At 72.0% G+C, this 16,746-nt stretch carries 16 protein-coding genes; 10 read left to right on the top strand and 6 right to left on the bottom strand.

Features of this window, described 5'->3' with window-relative positions:
• The first annotated feature begins 84 nt into the window (after positions 1 to 84).
• Positions 85 to 345, top strand: a complete 261-nt coding sequence (locus AB0950_RS01960) for a hypothetical protein (RefSeq protein ID WP_360149140.1) — start codon at positions 85 to 87, stop codon at positions 343 to 345.
• 58 nt (positions 346 to 403) lie between these two features.
• On the opposite strand, the gene AB0950_RS01955 is transcribed toward AB0950_RS01960, so the two are convergent.
• The 4 genes from AB0950_RS01955 to AB0950_RS01940 all read right to left on the bottom strand — a co-directional run bounded on the left by AB0950_RS01955 (position 404) and on the right by AB0950_RS01940 (position 4,221).
• On the bottom strand, positions 404 to 1,186 hold the full coding sequence (locus AB0950_RS01955; protein WP_360149137.1) for an ABC transporter permease: 783 nt from the start codon (positions 1,184 to 1,186) through the stop codon (positions 404 to 406).
• Positions 1,183 to 2,019 carry an ABC transporter ATP-binding protein gene (locus AB0950_RS01950; protein WP_360149134.1) on the bottom strand — a complete coding sequence of 279 codons (837 nt, stop codon included), beginning with the start codon at positions 2,017 to 2,019 and terminating at the stop codon, positions 1,183 to 1,185. Before AB0950_RS01950 ends, AB0950_RS01955 begins: the two co-directional genes overlap by 4 nt.
• A 206-nt stretch (positions 2,020 to 2,225) precedes the next feature.
• Positions 2,226 to 3,269 (bottom strand): polyprenyl synthetase family protein, encoded by a 1,044-nt coding sequence (locus AB0950_RS01945; protein ID WP_366777577.1) that lies wholly within the window; start codon positions 3,267 to 3,269, stop codon positions 2,226 to 2,228.
• A gap of 274 nt (positions 3,270 to 3,543) precedes the next feature.
• Entirely contained in the window at positions 3,544 to 4,221 is a 678-nt protein-coding gene (locus AB0950_RS01940) for a class I SAM-dependent methyltransferase (RefSeq protein WP_366777576.1), read from the bottom strand.
• A gap of 234 nt (positions 4,222 to 4,455) precedes the next feature.
• Between AB0950_RS01940 and AB0950_RS01935 the strand changes: the two genes are divergently transcribed.
• The 8 genes from AB0950_RS01935 (at position 4,456) to AB0950_RS01900 (ending at position 13,413) form a co-directional block, all read left to right on the top strand.
• On the top strand, positions 4,456 to 5,691 hold the full coding sequence (locus AB0950_RS01935; RefSeq protein ID WP_360149126.1) for a M20 family metallopeptidase: 1,236 nt from the start codon (positions 4,456 to 4,458) through the stop codon (positions 5,689 to 5,691).
• Positions 5,692 to 6,002: 311 nt separating this feature from the next.
• Complete coding sequence (locus AB0950_RS01930; RefSeq protein ID WP_360149123.1) at positions 6,003 to 7,061, top strand: BMP family ABC transporter substrate-binding protein; 1,059 nt, start codon at positions 6,003 to 6,005, stop codon at positions 7,059 to 7,061.
• Positions 7,062 to 7,296: 235 nt separating this feature from the next.
• A complete protein-coding gene (locus tag AB0950_RS01925; protein WP_360149804.1) occupies positions 7,297 to 8,823 on the top strand; it encodes an ABC transporter ATP-binding protein in 1,527 nt (508 codons plus the stop codon).
• Positions 8,820 to 9,947: an ABC transporter permease gene (locus tag AB0950_RS01920; RefSeq protein WP_360149120.1), complete on the top strand. Its 1,128-nt coding sequence runs from the start codon at positions 8,820 to 8,822 to the stop codon at positions 9,945 to 9,947. Before AB0950_RS01925 ends, AB0950_RS01920 begins: the two co-directional genes overlap by 4 nt.
• Positions 9,947 to 11,233 (top strand): ABC transporter permease, encoded by a 1,287-nt coding sequence (locus tag AB0950_RS01915; protein ID WP_360149117.1) that lies wholly within the window; start codon positions 9,947 to 9,949, stop codon positions 11,231 to 11,233. Before AB0950_RS01920 ends, AB0950_RS01915 begins: the two co-directional genes overlap by 1 nt.
• A complete protein-coding gene (locus tag AB0950_RS01910) occupies positions 11,230 to 11,634 on the top strand; it encodes a cytidine deaminase (RefSeq protein ID WP_360575528.1) in 405 nt (134 codons plus the stop codon). Before AB0950_RS01915 ends, AB0950_RS01910 begins: the two co-directional genes overlap by 4 nt.
• A gap of 75 nt (positions 11,635 to 11,709) precedes the next feature.
• Positions 11,710 to 12,993, top strand: coding sequence for a thymidine phosphorylase (locus AB0950_RS01905; RefSeq protein ID WP_366777575.1), 1,284 nt, complete (start codon positions 11,710 to 11,712; stop codon positions 12,991 to 12,993).
• A gap of 33 nt (positions 12,994 to 13,026) precedes the next feature.
• A complete protein-coding gene (locus AB0950_RS01900; RefSeq protein ID WP_360149108.1) occupies positions 13,027 to 13,413 on the top strand; it encodes an STAS domain-containing protein in 387 nt (128 codons plus the stop codon).
• Here AB0950_RS01900 and AB0950_RS01895 read toward each other — a convergent pair.
• Positions 13,297 to 14,307, bottom strand: coding sequence for a sigma-70 family RNA polymerase sigma factor (locus AB0950_RS01895; protein WP_360149105.1), 1,011 nt, complete (start codon positions 14,305 to 14,307; stop codon positions 13,297 to 13,299). The two genes, AB0950_RS01900 and AB0950_RS01895, sit on opposite strands and share 117 nt — an antisense overlap.
• A gap of 125 nt (positions 14,308 to 14,432) precedes the next feature.
• The gene (locus tag AB0950_RS01890; RefSeq protein ID WP_360575530.1) at positions 14,433 to 15,713 is read right to left on the bottom strand and encodes an MFS transporter; all 1,281 of its coding nucleotides are present in this window, start codon (positions 15,711 to 15,713) and stop codon (positions 14,433 to 14,435) included.
• A gap of 63 nt (positions 15,714 to 15,776) precedes the next feature.
• On the opposite strand from AB0950_RS01890, the gene AB0950_RS01885 reads away from it, so the two are divergent.
• Positions 15,777 to 16,739 (top strand): LysR substrate-binding domain-containing protein, encoded by a 963-nt coding sequence (locus AB0950_RS01885; RefSeq protein ID WP_366777574.1) that lies wholly within the window; start codon positions 15,777 to 15,779, stop codon positions 16,737 to 16,739.
• The last annotated feature ends 7 nt before the right edge of the window (positions 16,740 to 16,746 follow it).

Raw genomic sequence — 16,746 nt, 5'->3', positions numbered from 1 at the left:
CCGGGCAATAGACGTGACACGGCTAGGGTAAAAACACCCACTTTCTCATCCCTTTTCTGAAATCTATCGCTTGGGAGGATTTTCATGTCACTGCGCATGCGCCGGATCGCCGTGGTCTCGCTCGCCGCGCTGGCCCTGACCGCGGCCGGTGCGGTCACCGCCGGCTCCGCGTCCGCCCACACCGCCCAGACCGTGCGGGCCGTGAGCTTCCCCGGCCCGGACGGCGGCCCGGACGGCGGTTTCGACGGCGGCTACCGCGGCCACGACCGGTGGCACATCGGCCCCTTCGACATCCCCCGCTCCGGCACGGTGTCCGGCGGCTTCGCCTGGAACACCAGCGACTGAACGCCCGTCGCCCTGCGGCCCCTTCCGGTGCGCGCCACCGGGAGGGGCCGCAGGTCTGTCACCGCTTGAGCGTGGCGGCGCTCGCGACCAGCACCAGGATCACGCAGCCCAGGATCAGCAGCGCGTCCCGCACGAACAGCCCGGTGACCCCGGAGTGCGCGGCCGCCTCCCCCGCGGCCTGGACGCCGTACGTCATCGGCATCACCTTCGCCGCGGCCGACAGCGCGCCCTGCATCTGGTCGCGGGGCACGAACAGCCCGCACACCAGGAACTGCGGCAGCACTCCGGCCGGCAGGAACTGCACCGCCTGGAACTCGTTGCGGGCGAAGGCGCTCACCAGCAGCCCCAGCGCCAGACCCAGCAGGGCGCCGAGCATGGCGATCACCATGAGGAGAGAGGCGGGGCCCTTGATGTGCAGGCCCAGCGGGCCGACGGACAGCAGGGTGGACAGCACCGCCTGCAGCAGCGCCAGGAAGGTGAAGGCCAGGCTGTAGCCGAGCACGATGTCCAGGCGCCGTACCGGCATCGTCAGCAGCCGCTCGGCGGTGCCGGTGGTGCGTTCCCGCAGCGTGGACACGGACGCCACCAGGTACATCACGATGACCGGGAACACGCCGAAGACCTGCGGCCCGACGCGCTGGAAGGTGGGGTCGGAGCCGTGGAACATCAGCTTGAGCAGCACCATGAGCATGCACGGGATGCCCAGCAGCAGGGCGGTGCTGCCCTTGTCGCGGGAGATCTGCTGGAGCACCCGGACCGCGGTCGCGCCGGTGACGGTGGGGGAGAACGGCAGCCGTTCGACGAGGCGGGGGCGGTGCGCGAGCGGGGCTTCGAGGCTCACGACCGGGCGTCCGAGGCGAAGAAGGCCCGCTCGGCGTCGGGCGCGCCGGCCTGGTCGAGCAGCCCGGACAGACCGGGCGGCAGGCCGTGCGCCGCCGCGCGCTGCCGGGCGCGCGCCTCCGCCGCCGTCGCGGCCTCCACCAGGTGCATGAACGCCTCTTCCACATCCGTGCAGCCGGTGTGCTCCAGCACCCCGGCCCGGTCGGCGCTGGCCAGCAGCCGGCCGGAGCGCATGAGCAGCAGCCGGTCGCAGCGGTCGGCCTCGTCCATCACATGACTGGAGATCAGCAGGGTCGTGCCCGCCAGGGCGAGCCGCTGGAACACCAGCCACAACTCCCGGCGCACGATCGGATCCAGCCCGACGGTCGGCTCGTCCATCACCAGCAGGTCCGGGTTGTTCAGCAGGGCCACGGCCAGCGAGACACGCGAGTACTGGCCGCCCGAGAGCCGGGAGACCAGCGTGTCGGCGTACCCGGCCAGATCGACCTCCTTGACCACCCGCACCACCGCGTCCTCCCTGCGCCAGCCCCGCATGCCGAGCGCGGCGGCGAAATAGCGCAGGTTCTCCAGCACCGTCAGGTCGGCGTAGACCGACGGGGCCTGGGTGACGTACCCGACGCGGGTTCCCAACTGCCGTGCGCCCGCCGGGAACCCGAGGACCTGGACATGGCCGGCGCTCGCCTGCTGCACGCCCACCACCGAGCGCAGCAGGGTCGTCTTGCCGCAGCCGCTCGGGCCGAGCAGGCCCACGATGCAGCCGCGGGGAATGGTGAAGGTGACGTTCGCCAGCACCGTGTGCGTGCCGCGGACCACATGGAGTCCATAGGCGGACACGGCCGGAAGGTCACCGGGGAGGGGCGTGCTGGGCTCGGTCTGCTGCACAACTCCACTGCGTTTCGTCACGAAAGAGTCCCGTTCCGGGTGGTCAGGGTGCGGCCGGAGCGGCCGGACGGACGCCGTGGCACGGCCCACCCCACGGACAACGGCCCACCGGGGCCGAGGTCACGCCCGCGCGCCGCGCCACCGGGCCGCCCAGGTGATCAGGAATCCCGTCGGATCATCGCCCAGGCGATCTCCTGCAGTTGCCGGTAGGCGTCCGCCGTCGGCCGGGCGTACGACAGCGCCCGCAGCGCTGCCGACATCTGCCGGCGCGCCTCGTCCTCCGCCGCCTGCCGGCCACCGGCCTTCTCCACCAACTCCCGTGCCAGCTCCACTTCCTCCGCGTCCAGCGGACGCCCCGAGCCGTACAGTTCGCGCAGCCGCTCGGCGGCCGGGTCGGCGCCCTCCAGGGCGGCCGCGACGGGCAGCGACTTCTTGCGCGCCGCCAGGTCCGCGCCCACCGGCTTGCCGCTGCGCGCGGTACGGCCCCAGATGCCGAGCAGGTCGTCGGCGCACTGGAAGGCGACCCCGAGCCGGCGCCCGAACTCCCGCAGCCCGCCGACCCGTTCGGCGTCGGCGCCGGCCAGCACCCCGCCGAGCGCGCAGGCGCATCCCATCAGCGAGCCCGTCTTGCCCTCGGCCATCGCCAGGTACTGCGCCACCGTCACCTGCGCCGCCTCCTCGAAGGCCACGTCCCGGCTCTGCCCCTCGACCAGGTCCAGCAGGGTGCCGACCAGCTCCCGCACCGCCGCGGCCCCCCGCGCCGCGGGCACGTCGGTGAGCGCGCGCAGCGCCGCGACCAGCAGGGCGTCCCCGGCCAGGACCGCCGCCGGGGTGCCGAACACCGACCAGGCGGCCGGGCGGTGCCGGCGCAGCGCGTCGCCGTCGATGACGTCGTCGTGCAGCAGGGTGAAGTCGTGCACCAGCTCCACGGCCACGGCGCCGGGCAGCGCCTGCTCCGGGCTGCCGCCGACCGCGACCGCGGACAGCAGCGTCAGCGCCGGCCGCACCGCCTTGCCCCGGCGGGGAGCCGACGCCACGGGCGTGCCGTCGGCCTCGCACCAGCCGCGGTGATAGCCCGCCACACGGCTCTCGGCCGCCGGCAGCGCCGCGACGGCCTCTCTGAGCGCCGGGGCGAGCAGGTCGTCGGCCCAGCCCAGACGAGGAAACACGGTGCCTGGAGCCGGGTCGGTGATCTGCGACATGCACTACTCCTCAAGACTGCGAACGGGGATCGGGGGGAAGGGCGGAGACACCCGCGTGCAGTCTTTCGGCGCCGGACGGCCCGCCGAAGCGCATCACACCTCTCGCGAAGAGGATCACCGGGGCGGCGCAGTCCAGGCGCTGGAGCATCGTTTCTGCCTACGACCGATGGAGTGACCCCGCGTGCCGCGCCCGTCCGGCGACCGCGCCCGAGGTCAGGGCACCCGCGCCGGGCAGGGGATCGCCGTGAACGCGTCCCCCGCCGGCGGCGCGGGCTCAGCCCTTGCGGGCCAGGACGAAGGCGCGGGCCCGGTTCTCCTCGCCGGCCGGCTCGCGGCGGATCGTCGCCACCAGCTCCAGGCCGGCCTCCGTCAGGAACGCGGTCATCTGCTCCGGGGTGCGCCAGTAGTAGTCGAGGTCGATCTCGTGGCCGAAGCGCTCCGGCAGATGCAGACGGCCGGGCGAGTCGGTCGTCTGGAAGGCGAGGAGAGCGTGGCCGCCGGGCTGCAGGGTGCGGTGGAATTCGGCGAACGCCGCGGGCAGGCGGTCGTCGGGGACGTGGATCGTCGAGTACAGGGCGAGGATGCCGCCCAGGGTGGCGTCCGGCAGGTCCAGGGACGTCATGGAGCCGATGTGGAAGCGCAGCCGCGGGTAGCTCTCACGGGCCAGCGCCACCATGGCGGGGGAGAGGTCGACGCCGAAGGCCCCGACGCCCAGCTCGTCGAGGAGCGCGGTCACATGGCCGGGGCCGCTGCCCAGGTCGGCCACGGGGGCCGTGCCGTGCCGGGTGACCAGCTCGGCGAAGGCGGTGATCACCGTCCGGTCCAGGGGGTGCCAGTCGCCGGCCGGGAACTGGGCGGCGTAGTCCTTGGCGATCGCGTCGTAGGAGGCGCGGGTCGTGCGGAGGAAGGGTTCGGTCGCGTCGGCGGGGAGGTTCTCGGTGGCGTCGGTCACGACTGCGGACCCTAGCGGGAGGGGGGCCGCGCTGTAGTCCGGTTCGTGGACATGGCGAGCGTGACTGCAGCGAGGCGTGGTATCCGTGGAAGGAGGAAAGAAGGGTTCTACCCATCAGTGTCCGCCGCCATGCGTCCGCCGATCAGATTTTATTCCCCTAACGGGCTGAACTTTTGTTGATCGAGGGGTAGTTGATCAGCCGGGCGTCCTACCCTTCAGAGGGTGAAGCAATTGATGTCCCTAGAGTCCGAGGCCGGCCTCGCGGGGGATGTGCTCCCCGGCGTGCTGAGCGAAGCCCTGCACGCCGAGCTCGTCGCCTTCCGTCGCGACTTGCACATGCACCCCGAGCTGGGCAATCAGGAGTTCCGTACGACCGCCGCGATCAAGGAACGGCTGGAGGCGGCCGGACTGAGGCCCCGGGTGCTCGCCAAGGGCACGGGACTCGTGTGCGACATCGGCGTGGGGGAGGGCGCGCGGTCGTCCCTGCCGCTGCTGGCGCTGCGCGCGGACATCGACGCCCTGCCCATCCCCGACACCAAGAACGACTGCCCGTACCGGTCGACCGTCCCCGACCGGGCGCACGCCTGCGGCCATGACGTGCATACGACCGTCGTGCTCGGCACCGGGCTGGTCCTCGCCGACCTGCACGCCAAGGGCCTGCTGCCCCGGCCGGTGCGGCTGATCTTCCAGCCTGCCGAGGAGGTGCTGCCCGGCGGCGCGCTGGACGCCATCGAGGACGGGGCCCTCAAGGGGGTGGAGCGGATCCTCGCCTTGCACTGCGATCCGCGGGTCGACGCCGGGAAGATCGGGCTGCGGCACGGGGCGATCACCAGCGCCTGCGACCGGATGGAGATCGCCCTGGACGGCCCCGGCGGGCACACCGCCCGGCCGCATCTGACCACCGACCTCGTCACCGCCGCCGCCCGTGTCGCCGTCGACGTGCCCGCGCTGATCGCCCGCCGTATCGACACCCGCGCCGGGCTGGTCCTCACCTGGGGCCGGATCGAGTCGGGCCACGCGCCGAACGTGATCCCGCAGCACGCCGAGCTGTCCGGGACCGTGCGCTGCCTGGACCTGGAGGCCTGGCGGCAGGCCCCCGACATCGTGCACGCGGCCGTCGACGAGATCGCCACCCTGCACCGCGCCAAGTCCGAGATCACCTACGTGCGCGGGGTGCCGCCGGTCGTGAACGACCGCGAGTCCACCGACCTGCTGCGCCGGGCCATGGCCGCCCGCCGCGGCCGGGACTCCATCGAGAGCACCGAGCAGAGCCTGGGCGGCGAGGACTTCTCCTGGTACCTGGAGCAGGTGCCCGGCGCCATGGCCCGCCTCGGGGTGCGGCGGCCGGGCGACCGGATCGTACGCGATCTCCACCAGGGCGACTTCGACGCCGACGAGCACGCGATCACGGTCGGCGTGGAGATGTTCACGGCGGCGGCCTTCCTGGAGCCCAACGGAGCCCAGGGCTGAGGCCCGGCCGTCCCCGAAGCGCCCCCGGAGCGCCCGCGAGCGGGCCCCGGGGGTCGTTTCGTCGGCGGCGCAACACGGTCGTAAGCCATTCGTGCACACTCCGCAACACAGGCGCGCGACGGGCCGAGAGCGCGAGTTCAGACGCTGTTTGCCTCGAATCGATAACGGCTTCGAGAGGGGGTTTTTTGCGACATCTACGCGCGTTACGATGCCGCGAAGCCGACGCCGCCGGGGCGTTTCGGCTCGAGCACTGGCATGGTGCTCACATCAAGCGCCGACACGGCGCTCAGGTCAGGTGAAGGAGCCTTCCCGTGCGCCGGGTAGCCAAGATCTCCGCTGCGTGTGCCGCCACCGCAGCCCTCGCACTGACTGCCACCGCGTGTGGCAGCACGTCCTCCGACAACAACAGCTCCTCCTCCGCCTCCTCGGGCGGCGGCAAGGGCATCAAGATCGGCCTCGCCTACGACGTCGGCGGCCGTGGTGACCGTTCCTTCAACGACTCCGCCGCGCGCGGCGCCGACAAGGCCGAGAAGGAGTTCGGCGGTTCCATCAAGGAGCTGACCGCCAAGACCTCCGACACCGAGGCCGACCGCGAGCAGCGGCTGTCGGACCTGGCCCAGGCCGGCTACAACCCGATCGTGGCGGTCGGTTTCTCCTACGCCTCGGCCGTCGACAAGATCGCGAAGCAGTACCCGAAGACCAGCTTCGGCATCGTCGACTCGGTCGTGAACGCGAAGAACGCCGACAGCATCACCTTCACCGAGGAGCAGGGCTCCTACCTCGCCGGTGTCGCCGCCGCGCTGAAGACCAAGAAGAACCACGTCGGCTTCGTCGGCGGTGTCGACACCCCGCTGATCAAGAAGTTCGAGGCGGGTTACGTCCAGGGCGTCCACGACACCAACCCGAAGGTCAAGGTCGACGTCCAGTACCTGAGCCACGGCACCGACCTGTCCGGTTTCTCCAGCCCCGACAAGGGCAAGGAGGCGGCGCAGGGCATGCTCGACAACGGCGCCGACGTCGTCTACACGGCGGCCGGCTCCTCCGGCAACGGCGCGATCGAGGCCGTCAGCGGCACCAAGGGCGCCTGGGCCATCGGCGTGGACTCGGACCAGTACAACATCCCGGGTCTGGCCAAGTACAAGAACGCGATCCTGACCTCCATGGTCAAGAACGTCGACGTCGGCGTGTACGACTTCATCAAGTCCGTCCACGACGGCAAGCCGCTGACCGGCAACAACATCTACTCGCTCGCCAAGAACGGCGTCTCGCTGGCCACCAGCGGCGGCTTCATCAACGACATCCAGCCCAAGCTGGACGCCGCGAAGAAGAAGATCGTCGACGGCCAGATCAAGGTCAAGACGACCCCGTGACCCGACCGGTGCGACCGGCCGCCGACCAGGCGGTCCGGCCGCGCCGCCGGACCTGAGGCTCGGCGCGGGGGCGGCTTCCTCCAGCCCCCCGCCGAGCCATAACAATGTGTCAACTCTACGCGTGTAGCGCGGAGTTGCCGCGCTAGCGTCGCCGACGCCCGCCACCTCCCCCCGCAGCCCCTTTCCCCGAGGAGAGTGCGCCATCAACGCGTCCAGCCCTCCCGCTGCCGTCGAACTGCGCGGCATCACCAAGCGCTTCCCCGGCGTCGTCGCCAACCGCGACATCGACATCACGGTCCGCACGGGCACCGTCCACGCCCTGTGCGGTGAGAACGGCGCCGGCAAGTCCACCCTCATGAAGATCCTCTACGGCATGCAGCAGCCGGACGAGGGCACCATCACCGTGGGCGGCGAACAGGTCGTCTTCCACAACCCCGGCGACGCCATCGCCCGCGGCATCGGCATGGTGCACCAGCACTTCATGCTCGCCGACAACCTCACCGTGCTGGAGAACGTCGTCCTCGGCGCGGAGAAGCTGTACGGCATCGGGAACAGGGCCCGCGCGAAGATCAAGGAGATCTCCGACGCGTACGGCCTGAACGTCCGCCCGGACGTGCTGGTGGAGGAGCTGGGCGTCGCCGACCGCCAGCGCGTGGAGATCCTCAAGGTCCTCTACCGCGGCGCCAAGACCCTCATCCTCGACGAGCCGACCGCCGTGCTCGTGCCGCAGGAGGTGGACGCGCTCTTCGACAACCTGCGCGAGCTGAAGTCCGAGGGCCTCACCGTCATCTTCATCTCCCACAAGCTGGGCGAGGTGCTGTCGGTCGCCGACGAGATCACCGTCATCCGGCGCGGCACGACCGTGGGCACGGTCTCGCCCCAGGGCACCACCCCCAAGCAGCTCGCCGAGCTGATGGTCGGCAGCGAACTGCCCACCCCGGAGACCGAGGAGTCCACCGTCACGGACGTCCCCGTGCTCGAGGTCGACGGGCTGCACCTGGCGCAGACCGACCTCGAGGGCATCGAGCGGATCATCCTGGACCAGATCTCCTTCACCATCCACCGTGGCGAGGTCCTCGGCATCGCCGGTGTGGAGGGCAACGGCCAGTCCGAGCTGGTCGAGGCGATCATGGGCATGCGCCGGCCGGACGCCGGCGTCGTCACCCTCGACGGCGCCGACATCTCCCACGCCGCCACCCGCGACCGCCGCGAGGCCGGCATCGGCTACATCCCCGAGGACCGCCACCGCCACGGCCTGCTGCTGGAAGCCCCGCTGTGGGAGAACCGCATCCTCGGGCACGTCACCGAGAAGCCCAACGCGCGCGGACAGCTCCTCGACATCAAGGCGGCCCGCTCCGACACCGAGCGGATCGTGCGGGCGTACGACGTCCGCACCCCCGGCATCGACGTGACCGCGGCCTCGCTGTCCGGCGGCAACCAGCAGAAGCTGATCGTCGGCCGCGAGATGAGCCACGCCCCCAAGCTGCTCATCGCCGCCCACCCCACCCGGGGCGTGGACGTCGGCGCCCAGGCGGCCATCTGGGACCACATCCGCGAGGCCCGCCGCGAGGGCCTGGCCGTGCTGCTGATCTCCGCGGACCTGGACGAGCTGATCGGGCTCTCCGACACCCTGCGGGTGATGTACCGCGGCCGCCTGGTCGCCGACGCCGACCCCGCCACCATCACCCCCGAAGAGCTGGGCTCCGCCATGACGGGTGCGGCCACCGGCCACCTGGAGCACACAGAGGACGACGAGCGATGAACAAGCTGACCTCACGGATCGACAAGGAGCGGCTGCTCCTCGGCCTCGCCGCGCCGGTGCTGGCGGTCGTCGCCGCGCTCGTCGTCACCGCCCTGGTGATCCTCGCGACCGGCAAGAACCCCGGCGACGCGTTCAGCGACATGGTGACCTACGGCTTCGCCAGCGACAGCCAGGTCTACATCCTGAACAAGGCGACCACCTACTACCTCGCGGGCGTCTCGGTGGCCATCGGCTTCCGGATGAACCTGTTCAACATCGGTGTCGACGGCCAGTACCGGCTCGCCGCGTTCTTCGCCGCCGTCCTCGGCGGCGCGCTGACCACGCCCGGCTGGCTGTCCATCATCCTGATCCTGCTGTGCGCCATGGCGACCGGCGCCGTGTGGGCGGCCATCGCCGGCGTCCTGAAGGTGACCCGGGGCGTCAGCGAGGTCATCTCGACCATCATGCTGAACTCGATCGCCACCGCGATCATCGCCTATCTGCTGCAGCCCGGGAAACTGGCCCAGCTGGAACAGGGCGGCACCGTCGTGTCCACCAAGCCGCTGCCGTCGGCGTCGCACTTCTTCACCATCAACACCGGCCCGGCCGGCGAGCTGTGGGGCTTCATCTTCATCGCCGCGATCGTCGGCATCGCGTACTGGTTCGTGCTCGGCCGCACCCGCTTCGGCTTCGACCTGCGCACGGTCGGCCAGTCCGAGAGCGCGGCCTCCGCGAGCGGTGTGTCGGTGAAGAAGATGGTCGCCACCAGCATGATCATCTCGGGTGCGGTGGCCGGTCTCATCGGCATGCCGACCCTGCTCAACGACTCCTACGCGTTCAGCAACGACTTCCCGGTCGGCATCGGCTTCACCGGCATCGCCATCGCCCTGCTCGGCCGCAACCACCCGATCGGCATCGCGCTCGGCGCCCTGCTGTGGGGCTTCTTGGAGCGCACCACCAACCACCTGGAGTTCCAGGGCTACGACAAGGAGATCCTCGGCGTCATCCAGGGCGTGATCGTCCTGTGCGTCGTGATCGCCTACGAGGTCGTACGGCGCTACGGCCTCAAGCGCCAGCAGCAGAAGGTCGGCGCCGAACTCGCGGCCCAGGCCGCCGCCCCGACGAAGAAGCAGGAGGTGGCGTGATGACTGCCACGATGACCGACGCGCCGCCGCCCGCGGCGCCCAAGGCGGCGGGCGCGCCGCAGCGCTCGGGCCGCTCCTTCGGCCAGATCCTCCTGCTCGTCGCGGGTGCGCTGCTGCTCCTGGCCGCGGTCCGCCTGATCACCGGCTCCAACCAGCTCGACTCCGCCGGCCAGGTCAGCGCCGCGCTCGGCCTCGCCGTGCCGATCGGCCTCGCCGGCCTCGCCGGTCTGTGGTCCGAGCGTTCCGGCGTGGTCAACATCGGCCTCGAGGGCATGATGATCCTCGGCACCTTCGGCGCCGGCTGGGTCGGCTGGCAGTCCAGCCCCTGGCTCGGCCTGCTGTGCGGCATCGGCTTCGGTGTCCTCGGCGGCCTCGTGCACGCCGTCGCCACCGTCACCTTCGGCGTCGACCACATCGTCTCCGGTGTCGCGATCAACCTGCTCGCGCTCGGCGCCACCCAGTACCTCGCCAAGCTGTTCTTCGCGGGCGGCAGCGCGGCCACCGCGGGCGGCAACCCCAAGCAGTCCCCGCCCGTGGACTCGCTGCCGCAGGTCACCGTGCCCGGCCTGTCCGACGGCCTCGCCTCGGTCGAGAAGCACCACTGGTTCCTGGTCTCCGACCTCGCCGGCATCATCGGCGGTCTGATCACCAACCTGTCGGTGATCACGATCCTGGCCGCGGTGCTCTTCGTCGGCAGCTGGTGGCTGCTGTGGCGCACCCCGTTCGGTCTGCGGCTGCGGTCCTGCGGCGAGAACCCGGTCGCCGCCGAGTCGCTCGGCGTCAACGTCTACACGTACAAGTACGCGGCCGTCGCCGTCTCCGGCGGCCTCGCCGGGCTCGGCGGCGCCTTCCTGGCGCTGGTCACCTCGCACACCTACCTCGAGGGCCAGACCGGCGGCCGCGGCTACATCGGCCTCGCGGCGATGATCTTCGGCAACTGGCGTCCGGGCGGCCTGGCCATGGGCGCGGGCCTGTTCGGCTACTCCGACGCCCTCCAGCTGCGCAACGGCGGCACGACCGTGCACGCCCTGCTGCTCCTGCTGGTCGTCCTGCTGGTGGCCCTGGCCGGCTGGAAGCTGTACCGCAAGACCCTGTGGCAGGGCGGAATCAGCCTCCTGGTCGCCGCGCTGGTGCTGGTCTGGTACCTGGTCACCGACGAGGTCCCGAGCGACTTCGTGGGCGCCACCCCGTACGTCGTCACCCTGCTGGTGCTGTCCCTGTCGGCGCAGCGCCTGCGGATGCCGAAGGCGGACGGCATGCGCTACCGGAAGGGCCAGGGCAAATGACCCGGGACACGGCCGACTTCGACTGGGAGGCGCTGCGGGCGGTGGCGCGCGAGGCGATGTCCCACGCGTACGCCCCCTACTCCGGCTTCCCGGTCGGCGTGGCGGCCCGGGTCGACGACGGCCGCACCGTCACCGGCTGCAACGTGGAGAACGCCTCCTACGGCATCGGGCTGTGCGCCGAGTGCGGCCTGGTCTCCGACCTGCAGCGCACCGGCGGCGGCCGGCTCACGCACTTCACCTGCGTGGACGGCACCGGCGGCCTGCTCGTCCCGTGCGGCCGCTGCCGCCAGCTGCTGTACGAGTTCGGCGGCCCGGACCTCCTGCTGGACACCCCCCAGGGCGTCCTGCCCCTGTCGGAGATGCTGCCGCAGGCCTTCGGGCCCGGACACCTCTCCTCGTAACTCCCGTACGGCCCCCCTGCCCCGCTCGCAGGGGGGCCGCGCACTTCGCACCTCCCGGAAGGAACCACACCCGCCATGGCCATGGACGCCATCTCCGTGATCCGCACCAAGCGGGACCGCGGCGAGCTGACCGACGAGCAGATCGACTGGGTCATCGACGCGTACACCCGCGGCGAGGTCGCCGACGAGCAGATGTCCGCGCTCGCCATGGCGATCCTGCTCAACGGCATGAACCGCCGTGAGATCGCCCGCTGGACGGCGGCCATGATCGCCTCCGGCGAGCGCATGGACTTCTCCTCGCTGTCCCGCCCGACGGCCGACAAGCACTCCACCGGCGGCGTCGGCGACAAGATCACGCTGCCCCTGGCGCCGCTCGTGGCCGCGTGCGGCGCCGCCGTCCCGCAGCTCTCGGGCCGGGGCCTCGGCCACACCGGCGGCACGCTGGACAAGCTGGAGTCGATCCCCGGCTGGCGGGCGCTGCTCTCCAACGAGGAGATGCTGTCCGTGCTGGAGGGCACCGGCGCGGTGATCTGCGCGGCGGGTGACGGCCTGGCCCCGGCGGACAAGAAGCTGTACGCGCTGCGGGACGTGACGGGCACCGTCGAGGCGATCCCGCTCATCGCCTCCTCGATCATGTCGAAGAAGATCGCCGAGGGCACGGGCTCGCTGGTGCTGGACGTGAAGGTGGGCAGCGGCGCCTTCATGAAGACCCTGGACGACGCCCGCGAACTGGCCAGCACGATGGTCGGCCTGGGCACCGACCACGGCGTGAAGACGGTGGCCCTGCTCACCGACATGTCGACCCCGCTCGGCCTGACGGCGGGCAACGCCCTGGAGGTCCGCGAGTCGGTGGAGGTCCTGGCGGGCGGCGGCCCGGCGGACGTGGTGGAACTGACGCTCGCCCTGGCCCGCGAAATGCTGGACGCGGCCGGGCTGAAGGACGCCGACCCCGTGAAGGCGCTGGCCGACGGCTCGGCGATGGACGTCTGGCGCCGGATGATCGCGGCGCAGGACGGCGACCCGGACGCGCCGCTGCCCACCTCGAAGGAACAGCACGTGATCAAGGCTCCCTCCTCGGGCGTGCTGACCCGCCTGGACGCCTACGGCATCGGCATCGCCGCCTGGCGCCTGGGCGCCGGCCGCGCCCGCAAGGAGGACCCGGTGCAGGCCGCCGCGGGCGTCGAGATGCACGCCAAGCCGGGCGACACGGTGACCGAGGGCCAGCCCCTGCTGACGCTGCACACCGACACCCCGGAGCGCTTCGCGTACGCCCTGGAGGCGGTGGAGGGCTCCTACGACATCGCGGCCCCCGGCACCGGCTTCACCCCCTCCCCGGTGGTCCTGGAACGCATCGCCTGACCGGGCACGCGCCCGAAGGCCCCGGCGGCGCCGATGAGTTCCGCCCGGCCCGCCGGTCTACCGCACGTGAACGCCGAGGAACCCGCCGTGCTCGTGCTGGCCGGCCCTGTCACCCGGGAGGAGGTGGCGGGGCTGTGCGAGCGGGTGCGGCTGCTGCTCGCCGGCGGCGGGAGCCGGGTCGTCGTGTGCGACGTGGGCGGGCTCGGGCCACCGGGACTGGCCGTCGTGGACCTGCTGGCCCGGCTGGAGCTGGCCGCCCGCCGGGCCGGCGGGCGGATCCGGCTGCGGGACCCCGACCCCGCCCTACCCGCCCTTCTCGACCTCGTCGGACTCCGCTTCCAGATGGAGCGGCAGCTCGAACAGCGGGAACCAGCGCTTGGTGTCGAGGAAGCAGTGGAAACCGGTGATCCGGCCGTCTGACAGCTCCAGCACCTGTACGGCCCAGGGGCTGAAGCCGCCCTGCTCCGGGTCCGGCTTGTAGTGCGCGAACCCCGGCAGGCCGTTGACCTGCACCGGCAGCAGCCGGGAGCCGGCGCAGGAGGCGCCCAGGGTGGTCATGAAACCGGTGATGTCGGCCGGGCCGCGCAGCCACAGGTCGAACGGCGGCATCGTCATGACGGCGTCCTCGTGCAGCAGCGCCGTCAGCGCCGTCATGTCGTACCCCTCGAAGGCCTGGACATAGCGCTCGAGGAGTTTCCGCTGCTCCTCGTCGAGCGGGTCGGACACCGCGCCCTGGGGGCCCGGGTCGCGCTCGGCGAGCGTGGCCCGCGCCCGCTGCAGCGCGCTGTTGACCGAGGCGACCGAGGTGCCCAGCAGCTCGGCGACCTCGCTCGCCTTCCACGCCAGCACCTCGCGCAGGATCAGCACCGCCCGCTGCTTGGGCGGCAGTTGCTGCAGCGCCGCCATGAACGCCAGCCGGATCGACTCCTTCGCCACGGCCGCCTCCGCGGGGTCGTCGACCGTCGGCAGCACCCGCGCGTCCGGCACCGGCTCCAGCCAGGTGTTGTCCGGGCGGGGGGCCAGCGCCGCCTGGGCGAGCGGGGTCGACTCGGTCAGGTCCATCGGCCGCGCCCGCTTGTTGCCCGCCGTCAGCATGTCCAGGCACACGTTCGTCGCGATCCGGTACAGCCACGAGCGGAGGCTGGAGCGGCCCTCGAAGGTGCCGTAGCTCCGCCAGGCCCGCACCAGGGTGTCCTGCACCGCGTCCTCGGCCTCGAAGGAGGAGCCGAGCATCCGGTAGCAGTAACCGGTCAGCTCGGTCCGGTGCTTCTCCAGTGCGACGTCGAGGTCCGCCGTCGCCGTCCCGTTTCCCATCGTCCACCCACCCCTGTGGCCGTCCCTGCGGCGCCTCTTTGCGCCCCAGCACTTGGAAGCTACCGCAGGGCACTGACAATGGCCCCCCGAGTCGGGAAACGTGCAGGTGAGGGGTGGGGCGCGGCTCAGTGCGCGTGCGCTGCGACCGTGCGCCGGGCCGCCACCGAGCCGAGCACCGTGATCGTCACGACCCCCACGACCGCCAGCAGGCCGACGCCCACCGTGCCGGCCCAGCCCGCCGCGTGGAACGCCGTCGCGCCGACCGTGCTGCCGACGCTGGAGCCGACGTAGTACATGGACTGGTACAGCGCCGAGGCCTGCGCGCGGCCGCGGGTGGCCGTCTTGCTGACCGCCGACGACGCCACCGCGTGGCCCGCGAAGAAGCCCGCCGTGATCAGCACCAGGCCCAGCAGGACCAGCGGCAGCGAGGGGGCCAGGGACAGCAGCAGGCCCGCCGCCGTCGTACCGCCCGCCAGGTACAGCGCGCCCCGGCGGCCGAGCCGGCCCACCAGCCGGCCCGCCGTGGACGCCGACACCGTGCCCACCAGGTAGACCAGGAAGATCGAGCCGATGACGCCCTGCGGCAGACCGAACGGCGCACCGGTCAGCCGGTAGCCGATCACCGTGTACACACCGCCGAACACCGTCATGAACAGCGCGCCGATCGCGTACAGCCGCCGCAGCAGCGGGTTGGCGAGGTGGTCGCGCACGGTGCCGAGCAGCACGCGGGGCCGCAGTGAGCCCGCCGTGAAGTGCCGCGGCGCCGGCAGCAGCAGCCGGAAGGCGACCGCGCAGGCCACCGCGACGGCACCGATCACGCCGACCGCGACCCGCCAGCCCCACTCCTGGGCCACCCAGCCGGTGATCACCCGGCCGCTCATGCCGCCGACGCTGTTGCCCGCGACGAACAGGCCGATCGCCGTCACCAGCGCCTTCGGCCGCACCTCCTCGGCCAGATAGGCCTGCGCCGAGGCGGGCAGCCCGGCCAGCGCCGCGCCCTGCACCGCCCGCAGCACCACCAGCACGCCGAGGGACGGCGCGAACGGCACCAGCAGCCCGACGCCCACCGCGACGGCCAGCGAGGCCGTCATCACCGTACGGCGGCCGAAGCGCTCCGACAGGGCGCTCATCGGCAGCACGAACAGGGCGAGCCCGCCGGTGGCGGCCGCCACGGTCCAGCTCGCCTCGCTCGCCGCGACCCCGAACTCACCGGAGATCAGCGGCAGCAGGGCCTGCGTGGAGTACAGCAGGGCGAAGGTCGCGACTCCGGCGAGGAAGAGGGCGAGGCTCATCCGGCGGTAACCGGGCCCGCCCGGAGTCATACGGGAGTCGGCGACGGGATCGGCGGCGGTGACGGACGTGACGGCGCCCACGGTGGTGGACGCCCCGGTACTGGCGGGAGTCATGACACGACCGTAGGTACGGCCCGTCTGATCCGTCCAATGCATGGAATCGCCATAATCGTTCCCATGGCGCATCAGCGAAGCTCACAGACTCGCCTGTCACCGAACAGTGACACAGAAGACATGTCCCGGATGGCACGGGTGCTGGCGCCGCGCCTCGCGTACTTCGCCGGCGTGGCCCGCACCGAGCACGTCACCCGGGCCGCCCTGGAGATGAACGTCCCGCAGTCCACCCTCTCGCGCGCGATGGCCCGCCTGGAGCAGGACCTGGGCGTCGACCTGTTCGCCCGGCACGGCCGCACGGTCTCCCTGACCCCGGCCGGCCGCACCTTCCTCGCCTCCGTCGAACGCGCCCTCGCCGAGATCGAGCGGGCCGCCGAGGAGGTGCGCGCCGACGCCGACCCGGCCACCGGCAAGGTCGCCTTCGGCTTCCTGCACACCATGGGCGCCGAGACGGTCCCCGGCCTGCTGCACGCCTTCCGCGAGGACCACCCGCGCGTCCGCTTCAGCCTGGTCCAGAACTACGGCGAGGCGATGCTGGAGCGGCTGCGGGCGGGGGAACTGGACCTCTGCCTGACCTCCCCGGTCCCGGACGCCCCGGACCTGGTCGCCCGCCGCCTGGACGAGCAGAAACTCCGCCTGGTCGTGCCCGCCGACCACCGGCTGGCCGCCCGGCGCCGCGTCCGCCTGGCCGAGGCGGCCGAGGAAACCTTCGTCACCCTGGAACCCGGCTACGGCCTGCGCCGCATCTTCGACTCCCTGTGCCGCGAGGCCGGTTTCCGCCCCAAGGTCGCCTTCGAGGGAGAGGAGGCGGAAACCCTGAGGGGTCTGGTCGCGGCGGGCCTGGGAGTCGCCCTCCTGCCCCCGCCGACGGTCCCCCGGCCGGGGGTCGTGGAACTCACCGTGACGTCCCCCAGGGCGGTCCGCGAGATCGGCGTCGCCTGGCTCGCCGACCGCCCGGACACCCCACCGGTGGCGGCCTTCAAGAAGTTCCTGCTCTCGCGAAGGGGCAACCTGCTCCCGACGTGAGCAAAGG

Source organism: Streptomyces sp. NPDC007189, from assembly GCF_040703635.1.
GTDB lineage: Bacteria > Actinomycetota > Actinomycetes > Streptomycetales > Streptomycetaceae > Streptomyces.
Note: the sequence above shows the minus strand (reverse complement) of the source record. Positions and strands in the feature narration are given on the sequence as shown.